19 protein-coding genes and 1 pseudogene are annotated in these 21,949 nt (G+C 56.8%); 17 read left to right on the top strand and 3 right to left on the bottom strand.

What is annotated here, in order from left to right:
* The first annotated feature begins 88 nt into the window (after positions 1-88).
* From ACNY69_RS09755 to ACNY69_RS09745, 3 genes are all read left to right on the top strand, one after another.
* The gene (locus ACNY69_RS09755; protein ID WP_111142150.1) at positions 89-646 is read left to right on the top strand and encodes a helix-turn-helix domain-containing protein; all 558 of its coding nucleotides are present in this window, start codon (positions 89-91) and stop codon (positions 644-646) included.
* Positions 647-712: 66 nt separating this feature from the next.
* Positions 713-1,138, top strand: coding sequence for a MarR family winged helix-turn-helix transcriptional regulator (locus ACNY69_RS09750; RefSeq protein ID WP_293769970.1), 426 nt, complete (start codon positions 713-715; stop codon positions 1,136-1,138).
* 15 nt (positions 1,139-1,153) lie between these two features.
* Positions 1,154-1,711: an isochorismatase family protein gene (locus ACNY69_RS09745; protein WP_418798138.1), complete on the top strand. Its 558-nt coding sequence runs from the start codon at positions 1,154-1,156 to the stop codon at positions 1,709-1,711.
* A gap of 82 nt (positions 1,712-1,793) precedes the next feature.
* Here ACNY69_RS09745 and ACNY69_RS09740 read toward each other — a convergent pair whose 3' ends face one another.
* Positions 1,794-4,724 (bottom strand): autotransporter outer membrane beta-barrel domain-containing protein, encoded by a 2,931-nt coding sequence (locus tag ACNY69_RS09740; protein WP_418798135.1) that lies wholly within the window; start codon positions 4,722-4,724, stop codon positions 1,794-1,796.
* Between the two features lie 390 nt (positions 4,725-5,114).
* Positions 5,115-7,235, bottom strand: coding sequence for a TonB-dependent receptor PqqU (gene pqqU, locus ACNY69_RS09735; RefSeq protein WP_418798133.1), 2,121 nt, complete (start codon positions 7,233-7,235; stop codon positions 5,115-5,117).
* Positions 7,236-7,304: 69 nt separating this feature from the next.
* Here pqqU and ACNY69_RS09730 point away from each other — a divergent pair, with 69 nt between their 5' ends.
* Positions 7,305-8,291: an NAD(P)-dependent oxidoreductase gene (locus ACNY69_RS09730; RefSeq protein ID WP_418798131.1), complete on the top strand. Its 987-nt coding sequence runs from the start codon at positions 7,305-7,307 to the stop codon at positions 8,289-8,291.
* Between the two features lie 650 nt (positions 8,292-8,941).
* Here the strand turns inward: ACNY69_RS09730 and ACNY69_RS09725 are convergent.
* Positions 8,942-9,952: pseudogene (locus tag ACNY69_RS09725) on the bottom strand (hypothetical protein).
* Positions 9,953-10,331: 379 nt separating this feature from the next.
* Between ACNY69_RS09725 and ACNY69_RS09720 the strand changes: the two are divergent.
* The 13 genes from ACNY69_RS09720 to ACNY69_RS09660 all read left to right on the top strand — a co-directional run bounded on the left by ACNY69_RS09720 (position 10,332) and on the right by ACNY69_RS09660 (position 21,944).
* Positions 10,332-11,348, top strand: a complete 1,017-nt coding sequence (locus tag ACNY69_RS09720) for a dipeptidase (RefSeq protein ID WP_111140379.1) — start codon at positions 10,332-10,334, stop codon at positions 11,346-11,348.
* A 143-nt stretch (positions 11,349-11,491) separates the two neighbouring features.
* Positions 11,492-11,563 (top strand): pyrroloquinoline quinone precursor peptide PqqA, encoded by a 72-nt coding sequence (gene pqqA / locus ACNY69_RS09715; RefSeq protein WP_010245082.1) that lies wholly within the window; start codon positions 11,492-11,494, stop codon positions 11,561-11,563.
* Between the two features lie 54 nt (positions 11,564-11,617).
* Positions 11,618-12,535: a pyrroloquinoline quinone biosynthesis protein PqqB gene (gene pqqB / locus ACNY69_RS09710; RefSeq protein WP_111140336.1), complete on the top strand. Its 918-nt coding sequence runs from the start codon at positions 11,618-11,620 to the stop codon at positions 12,533-12,535.
* Positions 12,536-12,538: 3 nt separating this feature from the next.
* Positions 12,539-13,294, top strand: a complete 756-nt coding sequence (pqqC, locus tag ACNY69_RS09705; RefSeq protein WP_111140337.1) for a pyrroloquinoline-quinone synthase PqqC — start codon at positions 12,539-12,541, stop codon at positions 13,292-13,294.
* 3 nt (positions 13,295-13,297) lie between these two features.
* Entirely contained in the window at positions 13,298-13,576 is a 279-nt protein-coding gene (gene pqqD, locus ACNY69_RS09700; RefSeq protein WP_111140338.1) for a pyrroloquinoline quinone biosynthesis peptide chaperone PqqD, read from the top strand.
* A complete protein-coding gene (gene pqqE, locus ACNY69_RS09695; protein WP_293769985.1) occupies positions 13,539-14,705 on the top strand; it encodes a pyrroloquinoline quinone biosynthesis protein PqqE in 1,167 nt (388 codons plus the stop codon). Before pqqD ends, pqqE begins: the two co-directional genes overlap by 38 nt.
* On the top strand, positions 14,705-16,978 hold the full coding sequence (pqqF, locus tag ACNY69_RS09690; RefSeq protein WP_418798127.1) for a pyrroloquinoline quinone biosynthesis protein PqqF: 2,274 nt from the start codon (positions 14,705-14,707) through the stop codon (positions 16,976-16,978). The genes pqqE and pqqF overlap by 1 nt, the downstream gene beginning before the upstream one ends.
* A gap of 114 nt (positions 16,979-17,092) precedes the next feature.
* The gene (locus ACNY69_RS09685; protein WP_418798125.1) at positions 17,093-17,677 is read left to right on the top strand and encodes a YceI family protein; all 585 of its coding nucleotides are present in this window, start codon (positions 17,093-17,095) and stop codon (positions 17,675-17,677) included.
* Between the two features lie 420 nt (positions 17,678-18,097).
* On the top strand, positions 18,098-19,078 hold the full coding sequence (locus ACNY69_RS09680; RefSeq protein WP_418798123.1) for a 6-phosphofructokinase: 981 nt from the start codon (positions 18,098-18,100) through the stop codon (positions 19,076-19,078).
* 11 nt (positions 19,079-19,089) lie between these two features.
* Positions 19,090-19,404 carry a PTS sugar transporter subunit IIB gene (locus tag ACNY69_RS09675; protein WP_111140343.1) on the top strand — a complete coding sequence of 105 codons (315 nt, stop codon included), beginning with the start codon at positions 19,090-19,092 and terminating at the stop codon, positions 19,402-19,404.
* Positions 19,397-20,764, top strand: a complete 1,368-nt coding sequence (locus tag ACNY69_RS09670) for a PTS sugar transporter subunit IIC (RefSeq protein ID WP_140917227.1) — start codon at positions 19,397-19,399, stop codon at positions 20,762-20,764. Before ACNY69_RS09675 ends, ACNY69_RS09670 begins: the two co-directional genes overlap by 8 nt.
* Positions 20,751-21,593 (top strand): class II fructose-bisphosphate aldolase, encoded by an 843-nt coding sequence (locus tag ACNY69_RS09665; protein WP_111140345.1) that lies wholly within the window; start codon positions 20,751-20,753, stop codon positions 21,591-21,593. The genes ACNY69_RS09670 and ACNY69_RS09665 overlap by 14 nt, the downstream gene beginning before the upstream one ends.
* 81 nt (positions 21,594-21,674) lie before the next feature.
* A complete protein-coding gene (locus tag ACNY69_RS09660) occupies positions 21,675-21,944 on the top strand; it encodes a hypothetical protein (RefSeq protein ID WP_111140346.1) in 270 nt (89 codons plus the stop codon).
* Positions 21,945-21,949: the final 5 nt, after the last annotated feature.

Below are 21,949 nucleotides of genomic sequence, written 5' to 3'. Positions count from 1 at the left end.
ATAACGCACATGATGGCATGGTGCGCTATAACGCACAAGTGTTACACTGCCAGCCTCTCTTTTACAACGCTGGCAAACAGGAGTCAGAATGGCGGATTTTCAGCAACACCTGAGCGAGGCGCTCAGGCAGTTGCGTCAGGCCAACGGCTGGAGTCTGACGCTCACGGCGGAGCGGACCGGCGTCAGTAAGGCGATGCTGGGGCAGATTGAGCGCGGTGAGTCGAGTCCTACCATTGCCACGCTCTGGAAGATCGCCACCGGATTTAACGTTCCTTTTTCGTTTTTTATCGACTCCCGGGTGACGGCCTCTGGCACCGCGCCAGGGTTCAGTCAGCCTGACGCCGGGATGGCTGTGCGGCCCTTGCTGCCCTACGATCCACAGCTCCGGTTTGAACTGCTGGCGGTGGAGTTGGCTGCGGGTGCGCAGAGCCACTCGTCGCCCCATGAAGCGGGCTGCGTGGAGCAGGTGGTGGTCATTGAGGGCGAACTGCTGCTGGCGGTTGGGGAGGTCTGGCGACGTCTGCTCGCAGGTGAAGCGTTCCGCTTCGGAGCCGATGTGCCGCACAGCTACCGCAATCCGCTCAGTACGCCGCTGCGCTTTCACAGCCTGATTCACTATCCCTACCGCCCCGACGTTACAAATTGATACGGGCGCAAACTACACAGTTTACCTTCGTATCTCTATACTTTTGCTGATTAACAGAGAGGGACAATGAGCGATCTGACGGATTCTGCTGCCACGCTGCGTATGCTGACAGGTAAGCTGGCGCGCCGCCTGCGCGAGTCGGCACCGCCCGGTGAGCTGACCTGGTCACAGGTGGCGGTGCTGGGCCATCTGGTGCGCGACGGAGCCATGACAGTGACGCAACTGGCGGCGGCTGAGGGCGTGCGGACCCAGTCAATGGGCGCGACCGTAGCCGGTTTACTGGCGGCGGGCCTGGTGACAGGCGAGCCCGATCCCCATGATGGCCGCAAGACCTGTTATTTTCCTACGCCTGCAAGCCTTGCGGTCATTACGTCGAGCCGGGCGATGCGTGAAGACTGGCTGGTGCGGAGGCTGGAGGCCCGGCTGAGTCCGCCAGAACAGCAGCAACTGATCGACATTCTCCCTCTGCTGCAACGACTCGCTGACGATTAACCCTGAGGATCCAAGATGGCTGTAACCACACTTGATGCAAAAACTGCACTGATTGTTATCGACCTGCAACATGGCATCGTGGCGCTGCCGCTGGTGCATGCACCCGAGCCGGTAATCGAACGTTGTGCCGCACTGGCAGAGGCCTTCCGCGCGCATCAGTTGCCGGTGGTGCTTGTGAACGTGGCCGGTGCGGCACCAGGTCGCACTGAGCAGGGAGGCCACAGCGGCGAACTGCCAGCCGACTGGGCTACACTGGTTCCGGCAATGACGCCTCAGCAGGCCGATCTGACCGTGACGAAGAGAACCTGGGGTGCGTTTCACGGCACGTCGTTGCATGATGAGCTGCAGGTGCGGGGCGTCACGCAGGTAGTGATTTGCGGAATTGCGACCAGCATAGGCGTAGAGTCTACTGCCCGTCAGGCCTATGAATTAGGTTACAACGTCACGCTTGCCACCGATGCGATGACCGATCTCAACGCCGATACCCACCACAACAGCATCAGCCTGATCTTCCCGCGCCTGGGTGAAACCGGCAGCAGTGAAGAGATTGTGGCGCGCCTGCAAACGGCTTAACGTCTGCGCGATCTGCGCTGCAAAAAAACTGTCCTGCCATTCATCATGGCAGGACAGACAGAGCTGACTTCAGTCACCGGTTTCAGAAGCTGAAACGATAACCGGCATTGATCTGACGCTGATTGAACCGCTGGCCGGTTGTCAGGTCGGCCTCCAGATAAAAGTTATGGGTATTGTGCAGGCTGGCACTGATGCCTAACCCGTTGTTCCATCCGTTGCCGCCAAAATCACTCTTCTCTTTGGAGCCATTCAGGGAGTAGTTCATGCTGCCGGAGAACTCGCGCACCATACCGGTTTTGGCATACAGATTGTAATTAACCCCCTGGTGCTGCTGGCTGAATCCAGCCAGTACACTGACGCGTCCCATCACGGAGTGAGTATCTTTGTAAGCGATAACCAGACCATTGTTTGCCCGTGTCTGGGCACCTTTCTGACGACCTGCCGTAACCTGTGCCTGAGGTTCCAGATAGAAACCCTGACGATCCGGGGAGAAGGTAAAGCGTTTCCCGGCTTCGACAGACGCGCTGATACCGGTGGATTTTGCCTGGGCGGAAACACGATTCTGCTGGCTGTCTTTGACATTAAACTGATTGCTCAGGCGATTGATTTTCACAACCTGATCGATGTAGAAACCCTCATCGGTTGCCCAGGTGAGATATCCCCCAACGCTTTCAGATCGGGTTGTACCCTCACCACCCCGATAGTGTGGTGAAGCATGGGTGACGCCCATAAACGCACCGACCCGCAGGTTTTCATCTTCGGTCAGGTTTTTATCGACCCCAAACTGAAACCCGTTATAACTCATGGCAAAACCGCTGAGTCTTCCGCCAGAGAAGGCGTCCAGCTTCCCGCCTGTGCCGCGCAACCAGACATTACCGTGGGCATTGTTCTGGCGAATATCCCCCAGACGCTGAAGCAGTGTCTGTGTTTCGACATAATTCAGCAGATAGCCGATATGCAGGAAGTTACCCCCCGCGTCGGCGGTAGTTGTCAGGGTTTTGTCCGGTTTATTTATTTCAGGCGCAGGCTGAGGCGCTGGTTCTGGCGCAGGCTCAGGGGCTGGCTCTGGCGCAGGCTCAGGGGCTGGCTCTGGCGCAGGCTGAGGGGCAGGTTCCGGCGCAGGCTCTGGGGCTGGTTCTGGCGCAGGCACAGGGGCTGGCTCTGGCGCAGGCTGAGGGGCAGGTTCCGGCGCAGGCTCTGGGGCTGGCTCTGGCGCAGGCTGAGGGGCAGGTTCCGGCGCAGGCTCTGGGGCTGGTTCTGGCGCAGGCACAGGCGCTGAGCCGGAAGATGCGAGAACCCAGTCTGTCCCCGATTTACGCACGGAATAAAGATAGCCGCCTAACTCGACATCAGAATCGGAAGAAAAATTCGCGACACCGTCGGCTGTCTCGACAACAGTTAATTGTTCATCACCGGTGGTGGCCAGCGAACCCTGATTCAGAAAGGAGAGTGTATAGTCACCGGCGCTACTTTTCGTCACGATCAGTTTGTCGCCGTTATTATTGACTCCCGCACCCTCACCAACCAGATTAACGCGCATGTTAAAATGACCACTACCCTGCAGATCGGCCACGCTCAACGTTGTATAGCCCGGGGAAGAGGCCGCCCGCGTAAAATCAACGTTGCTGTTGTTCAGTGTTAAAGCGTCCAGATTTGAATTGTCACTGACATACCAGACACTGTTATCCAGGGTTGCATTTAAATAACCCCCGTTAATATTGTCGCTAAACGCCGCGCCTTCCCAGAGAGAACCTGGCTGTAAATAGAGGTCAATCTGGCCGCCATTCGAATTAACAGAGCCAGTCATCTCTGTTCGGGCGTTAACATTTATATGGCCGGGTGCATAGCCCGGATTGTATTTCGTCGTCAGAGCAAACGAACTGGCTGAAGGCATTTTAATCGTCAGATTACCGGTCAGGTCGACGGTGCCATCGGCCTGTGCAAATACAGCCCCTATGGTTGATTGGCTGCTGATAGAAAGATTATTGCCCGTAATGTGGCCACCGAGCAGGGACCAGAGTCCCACATTTTTTGCGGAGATATCGGTCTCATCCAGATTCACAAAAGAAGAGACAGTCTGGGCTGAAGCGGCATATGAACCACCCGACGAAATAGTATTCCGTTTATCCGCTGTCCCCTTAAAGTTAATGACGGCATGAGTGCCACTGGCAACAACGCCTCCGGCAAGTGCAGAACTGACGTGGCTGTCAGCGCCAATATTGGTGACGCCATCCCCCCGGACTTCCAGAGCGATAGCGTCCTTTCCCGATGTGGTGAGCGTCAGATTATCTGCGGTGAGATTACCAAAACTCCAGATGCCGGTTGAGCTCTCGCCAGACGTAGTAATCTGCGTCCCTGAACCTAAGTCGACGTCTGTTTTCGCCTGAAGTTCGAGGCCGTACGAGAAATCGCCCCGGGTGGTAACCGTCAGTTTATTAGCCCTGAGCCAGGTGGGATTGTCAGAGGGTGTGCCGTTTAATGAATCGATATTAATACCACCGCTGCGATCGCCGTAGGTAGAGAGGATGCTGTTACTGCCCAAATCAGCATGGGTTCCGGGGTTGGAAATCGAGAGGGCTGCTCCGTTTCCTCCGTGGGTAGTCACCGAAAGCGCGTTTGCCTGAAGTGAAGAACCCTCTCGCAGGCTGATTCCGTAGGCTGCCGGATATTCAGACTCAATCCCGGTCACAGTGATTTGGCTCCCGCTGCCCAGATCAGCCGTCACGCTGCTGCCCGTGAGAGCCAGACCGCTCGCCTTATTACCCAGCACATTCAGGGTGAGACCATCTGCGTTCAGCACGCTTTTTCTTCCCCAGATCATGATGCCGCGCGCATAATTTTCTTCATCTGTGACATTTATTACTGAATTTTTTCCCAGTTCGATAACGCCAGTGTCCGGATAGGGGTTAATTATTCCATACAAACCGCCGGAATAGCGTTCATCGCCCGTCAGCGTATCACCGTCATTCATCCTGATATCAGTGCCATACTGGCTGCCAATATTTTCTCCCATTGTCGACCCGCTGACAATTAAACCTGTAACGAGAGCCAGTGGCGTTAAATGATATCTTTTTATTAAGGCTGGTTTTTTCATTTTTATTCTTCCCTGTTTATATTTTTCGTCAGTATTGATGCTGTTCAGGTTTGTTTTGTTAAGCCTGAGCCGGGGGTTTAAATTGACGATAATTTATCAGGAAAAAAGCCAGCGCCTGCGACTTTAAGCGCGGCCTTGCTCTCTTTTTATTCCAAAAAGAGAGTGAATTTGAAGGGGTAGTTAATTGAATGCGTTGCGACGTTAAAACAGGGGCTATTCCGGGAATGATGTTTAGAGTAAATAGTCTTCGGGCCTGAGCGGTACTATCAGAAATTAAATGAGGCGGGTTAAGATTAACCCGCTCATTTATTAACGGAACGCGTAACCTAATGTCGCACCCAGGCTGTAATTGCGGCCAGGCGCGGATTCGAAGTAGCGACCATTACTTTCATTCACAATCACAGAACCTGCATAGTGCCGGTCAAACAGGTTATCGACCCGTCCATACAGATCCAGCGTCCAGTTCTCAACCTGCCATTTGTAACCACTGTTCAGTGCGGCAACGGTATAGGAGGGGGTATTGACCCGGTTCTGATCTTCCGCGGCAATCTGGCTCAGATAACGCACCTCGCTGCCCGCGTAAAAACCCGTTTCCGGCAGATAACCCAGTCCGGCGTAAACCATGTTGCGGGCGATGCCGGGGATCCGGTTGCCGTCACAGCTCTCGCTGCCGCAGGCGTTGCTGCGATAACGCGCATCCAGCAGGGTGTAGGCCATCTTCAGTCGCCAGTCCCAGGCAAACTGCTGATCCAGGCTTAGCTCCAGGCCGCGACGGCGGGTCTGACCGGCATTCTTATAGGTTGTCCGTCCGCCGCTGCTGGCATCCAACACAATCTCATCGCGGGTGTCGGTCTGGAACAGCGCCGCACTGATCAGCCCGTTGCCGATACGTTTCTTGCTGCCCATTTCCAGCGTGTCGCTGGTGGCGGGTTTCAGACCCAGATTCAGGCCTGTGGCATTGTCTGAACGGTAAGAGAGCTCGTTGATGGTCGGGGTCTCAAAGCCGCGTCCGGCGGAGATCCACGCATTCCAGCTGGGATCAAAGGCGTACTTCAGCGCCGCAGCGGGCAGCCACTTGTGGTAGCGCGCCTCGCCGCTGTCGTCGCCGTTTCCGGGCCGAATATAGAAGTCATTGGAGTCAAAGTTTACGGTACTGAAACGCACGCCGGCATCCAGCGATAGTTTGTCCGTCAGCTGCCAGCCGGTCTGGAGATAGGGGTCCAGCGTCCACATCAGGTTGCGCTCGTTGCGGCGCAGGTTGCCCTGTTCGCCCAACTGCGTCACTCCGTTGCTGACGGTAAAGTTTTCATAGCCTTTACGCCGTTCGCTCATGGTTTCGTAATCGAGCCCTGCGGTCAGTGCCACCGGAATCGACAGCAGCGTATCGCGATGGGTCCAGCGGCTGTCGACACCCTGATAGTGACGGGTCAGGGCGATCACGCCTCCGGGATGCGCAGGATTGCGCTGAACCGCGGCGGGAATCGACTGGAACTGCGTGGTTTCCCGCATCCCCGCGTAGAGCATCACGCTGAGGTCGTCGTTCTCACTCATCTGGCGTTGATAACGCAGGCCGCCCTGGGTCTGATCCACCGTCTTGCGGGTGTTGTAGAGCGAAACGTTACTGACCACCTGGCGCGGGTTGTCCCGCCACTGCGCCTCGGTTAATCCGCCCGGATCCTGCGCGTCGATGTGAACGCTGTTAAACAGTAGCGTCAGGGTGCTGACATCATCGATCCGCACGCCGAGCCGGGCATTGCCGAGGTTCTTCTGCGCCGCGCTGTGGTCCCGATAGCCGTGCGTGGTAAAGCGTGAAGCCGACACAGTGTAGTTCACATCGCCGGCGTGGCTGCCATCGCCCGTCGCGCCGCTGGCTTTGATGCTGTTGCGCCAGCTGCCATAGCTGCCGTACCAGCTGCTGTATTCGAGTGTGGGGGGCTGCTGACCCTGCTGAGTCGTCACGTTGATGACGCCGCCTGAGGCGTTGCCATAGAGCGCAGAGAAGGGGCCGCGCAGGACTTCAACGTGATCGATTGAGCCGATGTCGATATTGGAGGTCTGCGCCTGACCATCCGGCATGGTGGCCGGGATGCCATCAACGTAGATGCGTAAACCGCGCACGCCATAGGTTGAACGCGAGCCAAAGCCGCGCATCGACAGTTGCAGATCCTGCGCATAGTTCTGCCGGTTCTGTATCTGCAGGCCCGGCACACCGCTGAGGTTTTCCGACAGGTTGACGCGTGGTGCAGCCTGACGCATATCCTCGCCGCTGACCACGCTCAGGGCCGCCGGGGTGTCGAGTTCGTTAAGCCCGTTTTCCGGCGGGGCAGCCGTGACGACCAGGGTATTGTTGTCATCCGCCGCCTGCAGCGACAGCGGTAAGAGTGCGGGCAGCATCAGCAGCGTTGCCCGTCGCAGAGAAATTATTTTCATTATGAATGGCCTGAAAAAGAGAGCGGTAATGAACCAGCCGGAACAATCGCCGCGTATGGTAAGGGTTTGATGCGCCGGGGTATACCGTTTCGGGCTGGATTTTTTTACCGTTTACCGCCAGGCTGGAATCCATCGTTTGCAGTAATCACGCGTCCGATTTGCCCGGATGCAGAGAGACAACTTACGGGAGTCAGCATGAAACAACCTGAAGTCGCGGTTCTGGGATTAGGCGCAATGGGGCACGCATTTGCTGCCAACCTGCTGAAAAAAGGCTTTCGCGTTAACGGCTGGAACCGCACCCGCGCACGCGGCGAGGATCTGCTGGAGGCTGGTTTAACGCTGGCTGATTCGCCGGAAGAGGCGGTGCGTGATGCGGATGTGGTGATCGCCATGCTTGCCGACGGCGACACCACAGAGCAGGTGCTGCATCAGGCGAAAGCGGCCTTTAAACAGGGGGCAACCCTGTGCCAGATGGGTACCATAGGGGTTGAAAAAACCGACGCGCTGATCGCCTTTTTCGCCGAACAGCGCCCGGACCTGCTGCTCATCGACGCCCCGGTTTCCGGCACCAAAGCGCCTGCGGAGAACGCGCAGATCCTGGTGCTGGCCAGCGGTGATCAGAGCCGGGCGCAGGCGGCAGAAACGGTGTTCGCCGCCATCAGTAAAGGCACGAAGTGGCTGGGCGAAGCGGGTAAAAGCACCCGGATGAAGCTGGTGATCAACAGCTGGCTGATTGGCCTGATGCAGAGTCTGGCAGAGAGTACCCGGCTGGCGGATCAGTTTGGCTTCTCCACCGACGATCTCTGGCAGGTGCTGGAGGGCGGACCGCTGGCGGCGCCTTATGCGAAAATGAAGCTCGGCATGATTGCCAGCGACGACTACACGCCGCAGATGCATCTGGTCTGGGCGCTGAAGGATGCGCGGCTGGCGCTGGATGCGGCAGAGACTCCGCTGCCGGCGCTGGACAACATTGCCCGACTCTGGGAGCAGGCGGTGGAGGCCGGACACGGTGAAGAGGATCTGGCGGTGATCTACCGTTACCTGAAGGCGCAATGAGCCAGCAGCCCATTGCGTTTCAGTCGCGTCCGCTGGTGCCGCTGGCGCACGATTATCCGCACGGTGCCAGCGAACCCTGGCATTATCGTAAAGTTTTCGCTCCTGTCACGCGTTTAACAGGTATTTTTACGAAAGCTCATATGGCCGGGGAGGTGCTCAGGCCAGCACCTGGATGTCAGATCGGGGGCTGGAGATTGTGAGTATCGTTCAAGTAATACGCCCACTTTGTGGGCTTATTATGGGATCGCGAGCCTTTCAGATTTCACCGTATAATGCTCAAAATTAAAACAGTTAATGCCGTTATAAGGTAGCAAAGGCCAGCGGACATCCACAAACGTGAGAAAATTATCATCCAGTTGCTTACTGTCAGGTTGTTATCACTGAAAAAAGAATAAGCAGGATTAGGATAGCTAAAAAAGCGAATTTGCTTTTTTTTGTTTAAATTAATAAAAAATCTGCATACCTGGTAGACACCAAAAAAACCAACCATGTGATAAAAAGAATAGGGCGGGGGGAATTGATATCGCTCCAGAAACAGTGAAATTAGTTTTTCATATTCTTTTTTGTGATAAGCATAAAAAAAGAAAGAAATAAAAATTATTGCACTACCTGAAAGGGCAAAGATTAAACCCATTCTTGAAATGTAAAATTCAGTCACCTGTAAACCCCAGTAAATAATCCACCGTTTTTTCGCCGGCTGTACTACCGATATAACCGCCGACCATGGAGCCTACAGCTGCACACGCTACCCCTCCTGCACCTGCGGTGGCTATGCCTATTGCTGCACAGCCCAATAGCCCGGCAGAACCGCCCCATGCTCCGATAAACATCGCACTACCCGTACCAACAGCAAACTTTGTGTAGTCTCTTACCGCAATTTTACCACACTCATTTTCACGTCCTTTTAAACAGGCATTATCGACATCGTTACTTGTTCCGGCAAAAGCAAATCCAATACCGATATATCCTCGAGCCTTCAGGAATCGAGCCGCCCTGGCCGCATTACCGACATAATAGGAATAACCCGGATTACCGCTTATCCCCGCAGTGGACCACTCATGAACAATCGAACGGCTCGAGAGGTTTAACGCCCGTTTCATGTTCTCATAATTCTGAAATTTGACGATATTCCGACTGAGGGATTTTAATAGCGGCTTATTAACTAATTCTTTTAACTGATGCAACAGCTCATTGCGCTCCACAAAGAACTGCTGGCCGATTAACGTACCCTGGGTACGAAATTGATTCTGATAGCTGATTTCAATTTTTTTAGTGTCTGCTCAATAGCATTAAAATACTTTTCACCGGCATCACCTGCAGTGCTGAAAATCTTGTCCCCTGCACCCGTTAACGCAGCAATAGTTCCATAATGTTTTTGCATTAAACCGGCGTCATCGCTGTTGATGCCTGTAAAAGCCGCATTGGTCTTGTTTTTTGCCTGTCGGAGTGTCGTCAGTATCTTTATTGTCAGAGGGGCTGGCGTCTCCGTGTCAGCAACAATCAGAATTTGCCCGGGTTTCAGAATACGGAGTGTCCGCATTGAGTTTCAGAAAGAGGCTGGCGGCTGGGGAACGGGCATCCCTGAAGAGTTCTCTTGCCTGATATTCCAGACTACCCGCTGTTTGCACTATACAATATCCTGGGGCTAGGTTACGCGACATGCTTCCGTGCTCCATCAGTTTTAGTGCCAAAAGGATTGATTCTGGTACGCCAGAACCTGAAACAAAGATAAATAATTTTACATCGTTACGCAAAGGCAAATATAAAGTTCTATGGTACGGACTGAGATCAGTTTCATGTCCGGAAATAAATCACCTTCAGACTTTAATTCCTTCATCTCAGTACCTGTTTTATGAATATGGCCGTGCAGGACAACTCTCACTTGTGCGGGTTTAAACATCATCAGACATATTCGCGGATCGAGTATCGGGCGACCTCAATGCGCACTGCAGCATACAGACAACACGCGGCGTGCGCCGGAATTTGATGAATCCGCCGGGCAGGGTTAGCATGGTCGGCTGTTTATCCGGGTGGACTTTTATGCTGATTTTTGACGGTCACAACGATCTGCTGCTCAACCTCTGGCTGCATCATCGTGACGCGCCCGCACAGGCGTTTTATCAGGGGATCGAACGGGGGCATCTCGACTTTCCCCGTATCCGGCAGGGCGGACTGGGCGGCGGGCTGTTTGCGATTTTTGTGCCGCCCCAGACCTATATTGCGCAGACCGTGCCGGACCGCGCCAGTGAACCCTACGAACCGCTGACGATCATGTGGCAGCAGTTGCAGATCCTGCAGCAGCTGGCCGATGAGTCGGGCGGCCGGGCGCGCCTCTGCCGCAGCGTGGATGAGATCGCCGCCTGCCGCGCCGCTGGCGTGCTGGCGATGGTGGCGCATATCGAAGGCGCGGATGCGCTGGATGAGGAGGGCGAACAGCTGTACGCCTTCTGGCAGGCGGGCGTGCGCAGTATCGGGCCCTTCTGGAATCTGCCTAACCGCTTTGGTCAGGGTGTCAGCGGACCCTTTCCCGGCTCACCTGATACCGGCCCGGGCCTGACCGCTGCCGGTGAAAAGCTGATTCAGCAGGCGGCTCGCCTGAAGATGATGATCGATGTGTCGCACATGAACCTGCAGGCGTTCCACGACACGGCCCGGCTCTTCAGCGGGCCGCTGGTCGCCAGCCACTCTAACGCGCACGCTTGCTGTCCGCAGCCACGCAACCTGACCGACGACCAGCTGCGGACGATCCGCGACAGCGGCGGTCTGGTCGGCATCAATTTTGGCAATGCGTTTCTGCGCGCCGACGGCCGACGTGACGCTGACACGCCATTAACAGAAATTGTTAAGCATTGTGATCACCTGTTGAGGATAATGGGCAGTGACCATGTCGCCTTTGGCTCCGATTTTGACGGCATTACCCCTCCGGCTGCGCTGGGCGATATCAGCGGAATGCCGCGATTGCTCGCCGCTTTCCAGGAAGCGGGCTATGATCAGACACTGACAGAGAAACTGGCATGGGGAAACTGGCAGCGGGTTTTACGACTGACCGGGCTGTGATAACAATTTCCTTACGTTCCGGGCTTGATCCTGACGCGCCATTGGCGCACCATCTGCCTGGAATTTGTGATGGCGGTCTCATTTAACGCCGGTAACGCTGATTTCAGGCAGCTAATATACTGTTAATAAAGAGGAAATAACTCATGTGGAAAAAACCAACTTTCGTTGATATGCGTCTCGGTCTGGAAGTGACTCTCTACATCTCCAACCGTTAATCGTTCTGCCCGCCCTCTGAGCGGGCATTTTTTTTCAACTTCTGGTTTTCCTCTATGTTTATCAAAATCCTCGGTTCAGCCGCGGGTGGCGGGTTTCCGCAGTGGAACTGCAACTGCGCTAACTGCCACGGTGTGCGAAACGGCACCATTCAGGCCCGCCCACGCACGCAGTCGTCGATTATCCTCAGCGATAACGGCACGGACTGGGTGCTCTGCAACGCCTCGCCCGATATCAGCCAGCAGATCCTGCACACGCCAGAGCTGACCCGCCAGGGCGTACTGCGCGGCACGGCGATCGGCGGGATTATCCTGACCGACAGTCAGATCGACCATACCACCGGGCTGCTGAGCCTGCGCGAAGGGTGCCCGCATCAGGTGTGGTGTACACCGGAAGTGCATGCCGATCTCAGCAGCGGCTTCCCGATCTTCCCGATGCTCTCGCACTGGAACGGCGGTCTGCAGCACCGGCCTGTCGCGCCACTGACGCCGTTCAGCGTGGATGTGTGTGGCGATCTGCGCTTCACCGCGATCCCCATTATCAGCAATGCACCGCCTTACTCGCCCTATCGCGACCGGCCGCTGCCAGGCCACAACGTGGCGCTGTTTATCGAAAACCAGGCGAATGGCCAGACGCTGCTTTATGCGCCGGGTCTGGGCGAGCCTGATGAAGTGATCCTGCCGTGGCTGCAGAAAGCGGACTGCCTGCTGATTGATGGCACCGTCTGGCAGGATGATGAGCTGCTGACCACCGGTGTGGGTCACAACACCGGAAAGGCGATGGGCCACCTGGCGCTGGCGGAAGAGCAGGGACTGATGGCGCTGCTGGCGTCGCTGCCGGCAAAACGTAAGATTCTGATCCACATTAACAACACCAATCCGATCCTCAACGAGCAGTCACCGCAGCGTCAGTTCCTGACGGCGCAGGGAATAGAGGTGAGCTGGGACGGAATGGCGATTCACCTTCAGGGCTAAATCATGCAGATCACGCAAACGCTCTCCCCGCAGGCTTTTGAACAGGCGCTGCGCGACAAAGGCGCTTACTACCATATTCATCATCCCTATCACATCGCGATGCATACCGGTCAGGCCACGCGCGAACAGATCCAGGGCTGGGTGGCGAACCGCTTTTACTACCAGACCACCATTCCGCTGAAAGATGCCGCGATCATGGCCAACTGCCCCGATCCGGCCACCCGGCGTAAATGGGTGCAGCGCATCCTCGACCACGACGGCAGCAACGGCGAAGAGGGCGGCATTGAGGCCTGGCTGCGGCTGGGCGAGGCGGTGGGTCTCACCCGCGAAGCGTTACTGTCAGAGCAGCATGTGCTGCCGGGCGTGCGCTTTGCGGTGGATGCTTACCTTAACTTTGCCCGCCGCGCCAGCTGGCATGAGGCGGCCTGCAGCTCGCTGACGGAACTCTTCGCGCCGCAGATCCACCAGTCGCGGCTCGACAGCTGGCCGCAGCACTATCCGTGGATCAAAGAAGAGGGCTATTTCTACTTCCGCAGCCGCTTAGGTCAGGCGAACCGCGACGTGGAACATGGACTGGCGCTGGCGCTGGAAACCTTTACAACGGCGGAGACGCAGAATCGTATGCTGGAAATTCTGCAGTTTAAGCTCGATATTCTATGGAGCATGCTGGACGCGATGACGATGGCCTACGAGCTGAAGCGTCCGCCTTATCACACCGTCACCGACAAGGCGGCGTGGCACACCACCCGACTGGTATAACAGATGAACGAAAACTCTATTGTCGCGTTCCGTCGCGGCTATCGCCTGCAGTGGGAAGCCGCGCAGGATACGCATGTGGTGCTCTATCCCGAAGGGATGGCAAAACTGAATGAAACCGCCGCCGCCATTCTTGAACTGGTGGATGGTAAGCAGGACGTTGCCGCGATTATCGCCACGCTGGACAGCCGCTTCCCGGAAGCGGGCGGCGTCGGGCCGGATGTCACCGAATTCCTGCAGTCAGCTTATGAACAGAAGTGGATACAGTTCCGTGACCCCGCATAAATCTGGCGTGAATCCGCCGCTCTGGCTGCTGGCCGAGCTGACCTATCGCTGTCCGCTGCAGTGCCCTTACTGCTCCAATCCGCTCGACTTCGCGCAGCAGGAGAAGGAGCTGACCACGGAGCAGTGGATTGAGGTCTTCCGTCAGGCGCGCGCGATGGGCAGCGTGCAGCTCGGTTTTTCCGGCGGCGAGCCGCTGACCCGCAAAGATCTGCCCGAACTGATTAAAGCGGCACGCGACCTTGGCTTCTACACTAACCTGATCACCTCCGGTATCGGCCTGACCGCGAACAAGCTGGAGGCGTTCAGTGAAGCGGGTCTGGATCATATTCAGATCAGTTTCCAGGCGAGCGATGAAACCCTGAATGCGGCGCTGGCTGGATCGAAAAAAGCGTTTCAGCAGAAGCTGGAGATGGCGAAAGCGGTCAAGGCGCACGGCTATCCGATGGTGCTTAACTTCGTGCTGCATCGCCACAACATCGATCAGATCGACAAAATCATTGATCTCTGCATCGAGCTGGAAGCGGATGATGTGGAGCTGGCGACCTGTCAGTTCTACGGCTGGGCGCAGCTCAACCGCGAAGGGCTGCTGCCAACGCGTGAGCAGATCGCCCGCGCAGAAGCGGTGGTCGGCCGCTATCGTGAGCAGATGAGCGGCAGCGGCAACCTGACGAATCTGCTGTTCGTGACGCCTGACTACTATGAAGAGCGGCCAAAACCCTGCATGGGCGGCTGGGGATCGATTTTTCTCAGCGTCACGCCGGAGGGCACTGCGCTGCCGTGCCACAGTGCGCGTCAGCTGCCCGTCGAGTTTCCTTCGGTGCTGACTCAGAGCCTGGAGGATATCTGGTACAACTCCTTTGGTTTTAATCGCTATCGTGGTTTTGACTGGATGCCGGAGCCGTGCCGCTCCTGTGACGAGAAAGAGAAGGATTTTGGCGGCTGCCGCTGTCAGGCGTTCCTGCTGACGGGGGATGCCGACAACACCGATCCGGTCTGCAGCAAATCGCCGCATCACGGTAAAATCCTGGAAGCCCGCCGCGAAGCGGATTGCAGCGACATTAAAATTGGTCAGCTGCAGTTCCGTAACCGCACCAACTCACAGCTGATTTATAAAACCCGGAATCTCTGATGAAGACGCGCGGTCTGGTGATCGAGGGGCTGAACGTTGAGCTGGTTCAGCAGGCCGATGCCCGCCAGGCCGCGGCGCTGATTCAGGTGGGCGCAGGCAGTCACGACGAGCCGACGCGCTGGCCGGGCCTGGCGCATCTGCTGGAGCATCTGCTGTTTACCGGCAGCACCGGCTGGCCTGATGAGGGGCGGCTGATGCCGTGGATCCAGGCGCAGGGCGGGCGGGTTAACGCCACTACCCTGGCGCGCCACAGCGCCTTCTTTTTTGAGGTCGCACCGTCGCAGCTGGCGGACGGGCTGGCTCGTCTGCAGGATATGATCGCCCATCCACTGCTTGATAACCGGGCGATCGGCCAGGAAGTGGCGGTGATCGAGGCGGAGTATCAGCTGCTGCAGCAGCATCAGCCATCCCGTATCGAGGCCGCGCTGCTTCATGCTGCCGACTCTCCCCCGGCGTTCCGGCAGTTCCATGTTGGCAGCCGCGTCCACTTTGGCGATGAGCTGCCCGCGCTCCAGCGGGCGCTGCGTCAGTTCCATCAGCGTTACTATGTCGCCGGGAATATGCGTCTCTGGCTGCAGGGCCCTCAGCCGCTGGATGCACTGGAGGCGCTGGCGCGTGAGTTTGTCGCGGCGCTGCCGCCTGGCTCATCCCGGCGCGACATCCCCGTGCCGCAACTGTCAGAAGGAACCCACTGGCAGCTTGGTGGCACACCGGCCGCGCTGTGGCGCAGCTGGCTTTTGGAAAACAGTGACGGTGTCACGTTGTGGCGCGCGTTTCTGCTGGATGAGGCGCCTGGTTCGCTGCTGGCTACCCTGCGTAAACAGGAGCTGGCGGAGACGCTGGAGCTGAAAATTCTCTATCAGGCAGACAGCGCGATCTGGCTGGCGCTGGGCATCGACACCGCTCACCCGGAAGCGGTCAATGGCCTGATCGACCGCTATCTGGCGGCGCTTAGCCAGACGAACCAACAGCAGCATCAGCACTATCATCAGCTGGCGCAGAGTCGGTTCGTGACACTGTCACCTGTGGAGCAGCTGCGCCAGCGCGCGCTCGGCTTTGCGCCGGACGAAAACCCGCCTGCACTGCTGTCGCTGGCGGAGAGACTCACCACCGCGCCGGGCACGCTGCTGCGCTGCACGCCAGAGGCAGTGGAAGGCAGTCAGCTCACCCAGGGCTTCAGCCTGGCACTGAGTCCCTGGCAGCCCTCAGCGCCTGAAACGCTGCCTTCGGCAGCGTTCTTTTTCTATCCGCTCGACGGCGCCGTTGCCACCGGACGGCTGCCTGAGCAGGCGGTGGCGCTGCCTCATCATCAGCCTGATGAGGCAGCGGCGACCCTGATCCTGCGGCCCGAGTTCTGGTCAACATTTTCCCCCGAGGCAGGTGACGATCTGGCGCGGCGGCTGCGTCCACTGTTTGCCATGCTGCGTCATCAGGGCGGGCACGGCAGCTGGCAGGAGGTGGAGGGCGTCTGGCAACTGACGCTTCAGCTGCCGCCGGATGAAGAGGCCGCTGACCGGGTACTGAGCCAGATCGTCACGGTAATGACACAGCCCGCCGCGCACGGTCAGCCTCCTGCACCCGAAACGATCGCCATCCGTGCGCTGCTGCGGCAGTTGCCCGGCCAGTTAGCGGCGAACATGAACCCGCCATACTGGCGGGCGGCGCTGAAAGGCGGCGGCGCGGCGCTGCACTCGCGGATTGCCCGGCGACTGAGCGCGCTGTCGCTGCCCGTCAATCCCGCCTCGCCCCCGACGCGCATGACCTCCCGCACCGGCATGACCCATCTGCCGCACAGCAGCACAGACAATGCGCTGCTGCTGTTTATCCCGCTGCACCGGGCGGAACAGCTGACGGCGCTGCGTGCGCTGGCGCTGATTTACGAGCCGCGTTTTTTCCAGCGTTATCGGGTTGAGCAGCCTGTGGGTTACGTGGTCAGCAGCCGTTATCTTCGCTGTGCCGATCAGGATGGCGTGATGTTTGCGCTGCAGTCGCCCGATTACAGCCCGCTGTCGCTGCTGCGCTACTGCCGCACGTTTCTGCGTTCCCTGACGGAAACCCTGGCGGATGCAGATCTGGATGCGATCAAAACGCGGCTGCTGAGCGAGCAGGCGGATCAGCCGCTGGCGCGGCTGCGGCATGAAAACGGTCTGGCGGAGCCGGACGCGGCGCAGATTGAGGCGCTGAGCCAGGCGGATCTGCAGCAGCTGCATCGCACGCTGATTCAGGACCGCCGTCGCTGGCGCGTTCTCTTCACCGGCGGCCCGGTCGCGTAGCGGCGGGGCAGAGTTGCTGAATTTATTTGAAAATTAACGACAAATCTCTTCACTGTCTATTCGTGCCAGAGTGAACCACACTCAGTTAACTTTTGTCCGCATAAGGAATTTATTGTGAAGAACGTTAAACGTATTGCACTGCCCCTGTCAGCCGTTGCCGCGCTCTATGCCCCGTTGTCCCAGGCTGAGGCGATGCACTATCAGCTGAACCCCGAGCATACGTCGGTAGTGGTGGCCTGGAACCATTTTGGCTTCTCAAATCCTACTGCGGATATCCCGGATGCAACCGGTACGCTGGTGTTTGACAAAGATCATCCGGAAGCCTCACGCGTTGATGTGACCCTGCCGGTCAGCAAAATCGACAGCCACGTTGCGGCGCTGACCAAAGAGTTTAAAGGCGCTGAGTATTTCGACACCGCGAAATACCCGACCGCGACCTTCCACAGCACCAAAGTGGTGGCGAAGGGTGACAACAAGTTTGACGTTGAAGGTAACCTGACCCTGAAAGGGATCACGAAGCCGGTTACCCTGCACGCTACGCTGAACAAGCAGGGCGAGCATCCGATGGTGAAGAAGCAGGCGATTGGTTTTGACGCCACCGGCACCATCAAGCGTTCAGACTTCAAGCTGGACAAATATGTGCCTGCGGTCAGCGACGACGTGACGCTGACGCTCTCTACCGAAGCCTACGCGAAGTAATCAGTCGGGGCGCTGCGGTTAACCGTGGTGCCCCGGTTTTAAATCCTCATCCTCAGACGACCCCGCAACCCCCAGTCACCTTACGTTCCGCTTTTTTTACACCCTGTCCGGCCGCCGAACCGGGAAAAATGAGGCGAAAATCACAATTTTGCAACATCACATCCTCTCCCGTTTATCGGCTCGCCACGGCCCGCATTACTGCGCAGGCGCTTTGCGTTAACTCCCTGATTTACATCATTTTGAAAACCTCTCTGTCCGATCGGGTTATGTGATTCCGCTCACAAATAACGGCCTGGTATTGCCGCTGTCAACCCGCCTGCCCGGAAAATACCGTACGTAACTGTGATCTCACCTGCAAATACCCGACCCGCTTCCCGGAAGAATGACCTTCAGCAGATGAGGCCAGTGAGGAGCGGGAAAATGCGAATTGGAATGGTGATCAGCGGCGGCGATGTAACCGGTATAAATAATTTTGTTTTCCGGTTAGCGCATCTGGCGCAGGCAGAGATGGTGATATTTGACGGCGGCATTCCCGGGCTGCTGGCAAATAACCACCGTGATATCAGCGAACGCGATCTGCTCGATTTTTCCATCGCCTCAATTCCTGTGATGCAGTCAGGCCGCACCCAGAAAAAACTGGTACGCAGCGAATATGACGCTATTGCGCGCCAGTTAAAAAGCGCCCGGATCGATGTATTAGTGATGGCGGGTGGCGACGGCTCGCTGCAATTTCTGCATACGCTGTCGGAGTGGGGCGTAAATTGTTTTGGCGTCGGCATGACCATCGACAACGATGTTTTTGGCAGTGATTACACCCTGGGTTTCTCCACCGCCTGCGAACAGGTTTTAAAAGAGGTCGCGAAACTCCGTAATACCGGACGCGCCTTACCGGGCCGGGTCTTTATGCTGGAATTACTCGGCGGTTATTGCGGGGAGTTAACGCTGCAGTCTGCCATTAAATCGAACGCCGATATTGCGCTGATCCCGGAGTGTCAGATCCCCGTGCCTCAGCTGGCGCAGCGTATCACACAGCGGCTGGCGCAGCAGAACAGCGTCATTATCCTCTGTTCGGAAGGTTACACCCGGGAATATTCGCCCGGTTTCCAGGGCGCAATTGACACCCTGATCAAACAGCTGGAGCCACTGACTGGCGTGCGCATCCGCAAAACGATCCTGGGCTACGGACTGCGTAATGGCGACCCCACCTGCGAAGAGATCTATCAGGGCACCATTATGGCCAGTGAAGTGGTGCGATGTATTCAGTCAGGAATGCGGAATAAAGCGGTCATTATTAATGGCAGCAATAAACCCATTCCGATTGATTTAAAAAGCATGCAGAAACGCCTGGTCGATATTGACGGGCACCAATACAAACTCGCTAAACAACTCAATATATTGTGAGGAAAAAGACCATGCTGAAAATATTATGTGTCTGTGGTTGTGGATTAGGTTCCAGTTTCGCGATTGAAATGAGCGCGAAGGCCGTATTAAAAAAGCTGGAAATCGAGGCGGATATCGATCACACCACTATTTCAGAAGCAAATGCGTTTAAATCAGACATGATTCTGACACAGAAAGCCTTTGCCGATGTATTAAATGCCGACGCCAGTCCGGAACAGATTAAACGGGTCATTATTCTTAACCGGCTCACCGATAAAGCGGAAATTGAGCAGAAGATACTGGCGTTTTTAAAAGAACATAATCTGAAGGTCGCGGCTCATGAATAGTGTAATCGACTTCCTGGTAAAAGATCTGCTGGGGCAGGCCTCCATTCTGATCGCCTTTATTGCGTTGATCGGGCTGCTGCTGCAAAAAAAATCGGCCGGCAAGGTGATGGAAGGCACCTTTAAAACCCTGCTCGGCTTCTTAATTATGATGGCGGGTATCAATATTATCGTTGGTACGCTGACCTTCCTGAATACGATATTTACTCACGGCTTTGGTATGCGCGGCTACATCACCGATGTTGCCGCCATCGCCGGGCTGGCCAACCGTGAGCTGGGATCGGAGGTGGCGCTGACGCTACTGGTGATTTTCATCGTGAATATCGTTATCGCGCGGCTGACACCCTTTAAGTACATCTTCCTCACCGGGCAGGCGCTGCTCTGGATGGCGACGATTGGAGCCGTCATCGGCTACAAAGCCGGACTTACAGGTCTGCCGCTGATCCTGACCGGCGGGCTCTTCGGTGGGATCATGGCCGTTGTCATGCCTGCGCTGGCGCAGCCGGTAGTGCGCCGTATCACCGACTCGGACGATGTGGCGCTGGGGCACTTCTGCACCATCGGCTATCTGGTCACGGCGGCGGTGGCAAAAGTTGTCGGCAAAGGATCGCGCTCCACTGAAGATCTGAAGCTGCCCGATAACTTTAAGTTCCTGCAGGATACCTATCTGTCGATGGCGCTGGTGATGGTGCCGATGTACCTGATCCCCGCCGTGGCGGCCGGTCCGGCGTTCATTGCACAGTACAGCAACGGCATGAACTACCTGATGTACGCCTTTATGCAGTCGATTCAGTTTGTGGCCGGGGTATTCGTGCTCTACAGCGGGGTGCGTCTGCTGCTGAACGAACTGGTTCCCGCTTTCCGCGGCATCGCAATGCGTGTGGTGCCGGACGCAAAACCGGCGCTGGATTGCCCGGTGATGTTTCCCTATGCGCCAAACGCGGTGATTGTGGGCTTTCTCGCCACCACGCTCGGCTCCATCGTCGGCATGCTGGTTTTCCCGATGTTCGGCCTGGCGATGATCCTGCCTGGACTGCTGACTAACTTCTTTGCCGGTGGCACCGCTGGCGTCTTCGGCAATGCCATGGGCGGCCGTCGCGGCGCGATGATCGGCGGCTTTGTACACGGCCTCTTTATCACCATTCTGCCCGCCATTCTGGTGCCAATGCTGGAGAGCTACGGCTTCACAGGTGTGACCTTCAGTGACTCCGACGTTATCAGTACCGGTCTGGTGCTCGGCCACGCCTTCCAGAATAACTGGCTGTTCGTGGCGCTGTTTATCGCCTTTGTCACCGCCATCGCCTGGTTCGTTAACGGTAAATCCACCCACCCTCAGGAGGAAAAAATCCATGAAACTTTATAATTTCGCCGAGCTGTTGAAGCTGGCTAAACAGCGTGACTTCAAAGCCGTCGGTTCGTTTAACCTTCACTGTCTTGAGATGCTGCCCGCCTATTTTAAAGCAGCAGAGAAAACCAACAGCCCGTTAATGATCCAGATCTCCACCGGCACCGCGAAATATCTCGGCCATAAGCTGCTGGTGGATGCCATTAAATCGCTGTCGGAAAGTATGAATGTGCCAGCCTGTCTGCATCTCGACCACTGTTCCGATTTAGCGGCGATTCAGACGGCAATCGATGCCGGATTCAGCTCCGTGATGTATGACGGGTCACATCTGCCGATTGAGGAGAATATTGCCAATACCCGCCGGGTGATCGATATGGCGCGCCCGCACAATGTCTCGGTGGAAGCCGAACTGGGGGCGATTGGTGGCTCGGAAGATGGTCTGTGCGTGGAAATGGACGCTATCGCTTTTACGCCGGTGGACGATGCGCGCCGCTTCGTCGAAGAGACCGGCGTCGATATGCTGGCGATCTCTATCGGCACCGTGCATGGGCTTTATACCGGTAAAGCCCACATTCAGCACCAGCGGCTGGCGGATATCACCGCAGCAACCCACACCCCGCTGGTGCTGCACGGCGGCACCGGGGTCAGTGACGAAGATATGCGGCTGGCCGTCAGCAGCGGGATCGAGAAGGTGAACGTCGGCACCGAGATGAACGTTCAGTGGGTGGCGCGCTGCAAATCGACCTTTGAGAAAGGCAAGGTCAATGACAGCGTGCGGAATTTCCTGGTTCCCGCCAACGATGCCGTCACCGATGTGCTGGTCGAGAAGATGCAGTTATTCCGGTAAGCGCAGAGCCGCCTGAGTCCGGTTATTTTTATCATCCCTTTACGCTGAGTGACCCCGACAGAGCCGGGGACAGGAGAGCCTATGTTCGGATTTTTAAAAAAGTCAGCGGCACCGGACACCGCTGACGAGCAGCAGCAGGATCATCTGGCAGAGATCAGTCGCGAGAAAATCACGCAACTGGAAGAGCAGCTGGCGAGGAATCCACGGCACGGCGAAACGCAGAAGGCGTTGATGCTGGAATATAACCGGGCATTGAGTTTATTTGCCAGAAGCCGCCGCTACCGCAATGAAATTGATGGGCTGTTTGTGAAAATCGATGAACTGCGCAACGTGGTTCGCCAGTCGGTTTAAGGAGT

It is taken from the genome of Pantoea graminicola, from assembly GCF_048452665.1.
Classification (GTDB): Bacteria; Pseudomonadota; Gammaproteobacteria; order Enterobacterales; family Enterobacteriaceae; genus Pantoea.
Note: the sequence above shows the minus strand (reverse complement) of the source record. Positions and strands in the feature narration are given on the sequence as shown.

Bases quoted from the DNA above. Each gene is read 5' to 3' on its own strand.
- ACNY69_RS09750 (WP_293769970.1), top strand. From the start codon at position 713: ATGAGCGATCTGACGGATTCTGCTGCCACGCTGCGTATGCTGACAGGT.
- ACNY69_RS09755 (WP_111142150.1), top strand. From the start codon at position 89: ATGGCGGATTTTCAGCAACACCTGAGCGAGGCGCTCAGGCAGTTGCGT.
- ACNY69_RS09680 (WP_418798123.1), top strand. From the start codon at position 18,098: ATGCGAATTGGAATGGTGATCAGCGGCGGCGATGTAACCGGTATAAAT.
- ACNY69_RS09740 (WP_418798135.1), bottom strand. From the start codon at position 4,724: ATGGGAGAAAATATTGGCAGCCAGTATGGCACTGATATCAGGATGAAT.
- pqqB (WP_111140336.1), top strand. From the start codon at position 11,618: ATGTTTATCAAAATCCTCGGTTCAGCCGCGGGTGGCGGGTTTCCGCAG.
- ACNY69_RS09730 (WP_418798131.1), top strand. From the start codon at position 7,305: ATGCGCCGGGGTATACCGTTTCGGGCTGGATTTTTTTACCGTTTACCG.
- ACNY69_RS09675 (WP_111140343.1), top strand. From the start codon at position 19,090: ATGCTGAAAATATTATGTGTCTGTGGTTGTGGATTAGGTTCCAGTTTC.
- pqqD (WP_111140338.1), top strand. From the start codon at position 13,298: ATGAACGAAAACTCTATTGTCGCGTTCCGTCGCGGCTATCGCCTGCAG.
- pqqC (WP_111140337.1), top strand. From the start codon at position 12,539: ATGCAGATCACGCAAACGCTCTCCCCGCAGGCTTTTGAACAGGCGCTG.
- pqqE (WP_293769985.1), top strand. From the start codon at position 13,539: ATGAACAGAAGTGGATACAGTTCCGTGACCCCGCATAAATCTGGCGTG.
- ACNY69_RS09670 (WP_140917227.1), top strand. From the start codon at position 19,397: ATGAATAGTGTAATCGACTTCCTGGTAAAAGATCTGCTGGGGCAGGCC.
- ACNY69_RS09660 (WP_111140346.1), top strand. From the start codon at position 21,675: ATGTTCGGATTTTTAAAAAAGTCAGCGGCACCGGACACCGCTGACGAG.
- ACNY69_RS09665 (WP_111140345.1), top strand. From the start codon at position 20,751: ATGAAACTTTATAATTTCGCCGAGCTGTTGAAGCTGGCTAAACAGCGT.
- pqqU (WP_418798133.1), bottom strand. From the start codon at position 7,235: ATGAAAATAATTTCTCTGCGACGGGCAACGCTGCTGATGCTGCCCGCA.
- ACNY69_RS09720 (WP_111140379.1), top strand. From the start codon at position 10,332: ATGCTGATTTTTGACGGTCACAACGATCTGCTGCTCAACCTCTGGCTG.
- pqqF (WP_418798127.1), top strand. From the start codon at position 14,705: ATGAAGACGCGCGGTCTGGTGATCGAGGGGCTGAACGTTGAGCTGGTT.
- ACNY69_RS09745 (WP_418798138.1), top strand. From the start codon at position 1,154: ATGGCTGTAACCACACTTGATGCAAAAACTGCACTGATTGTTATCGAC.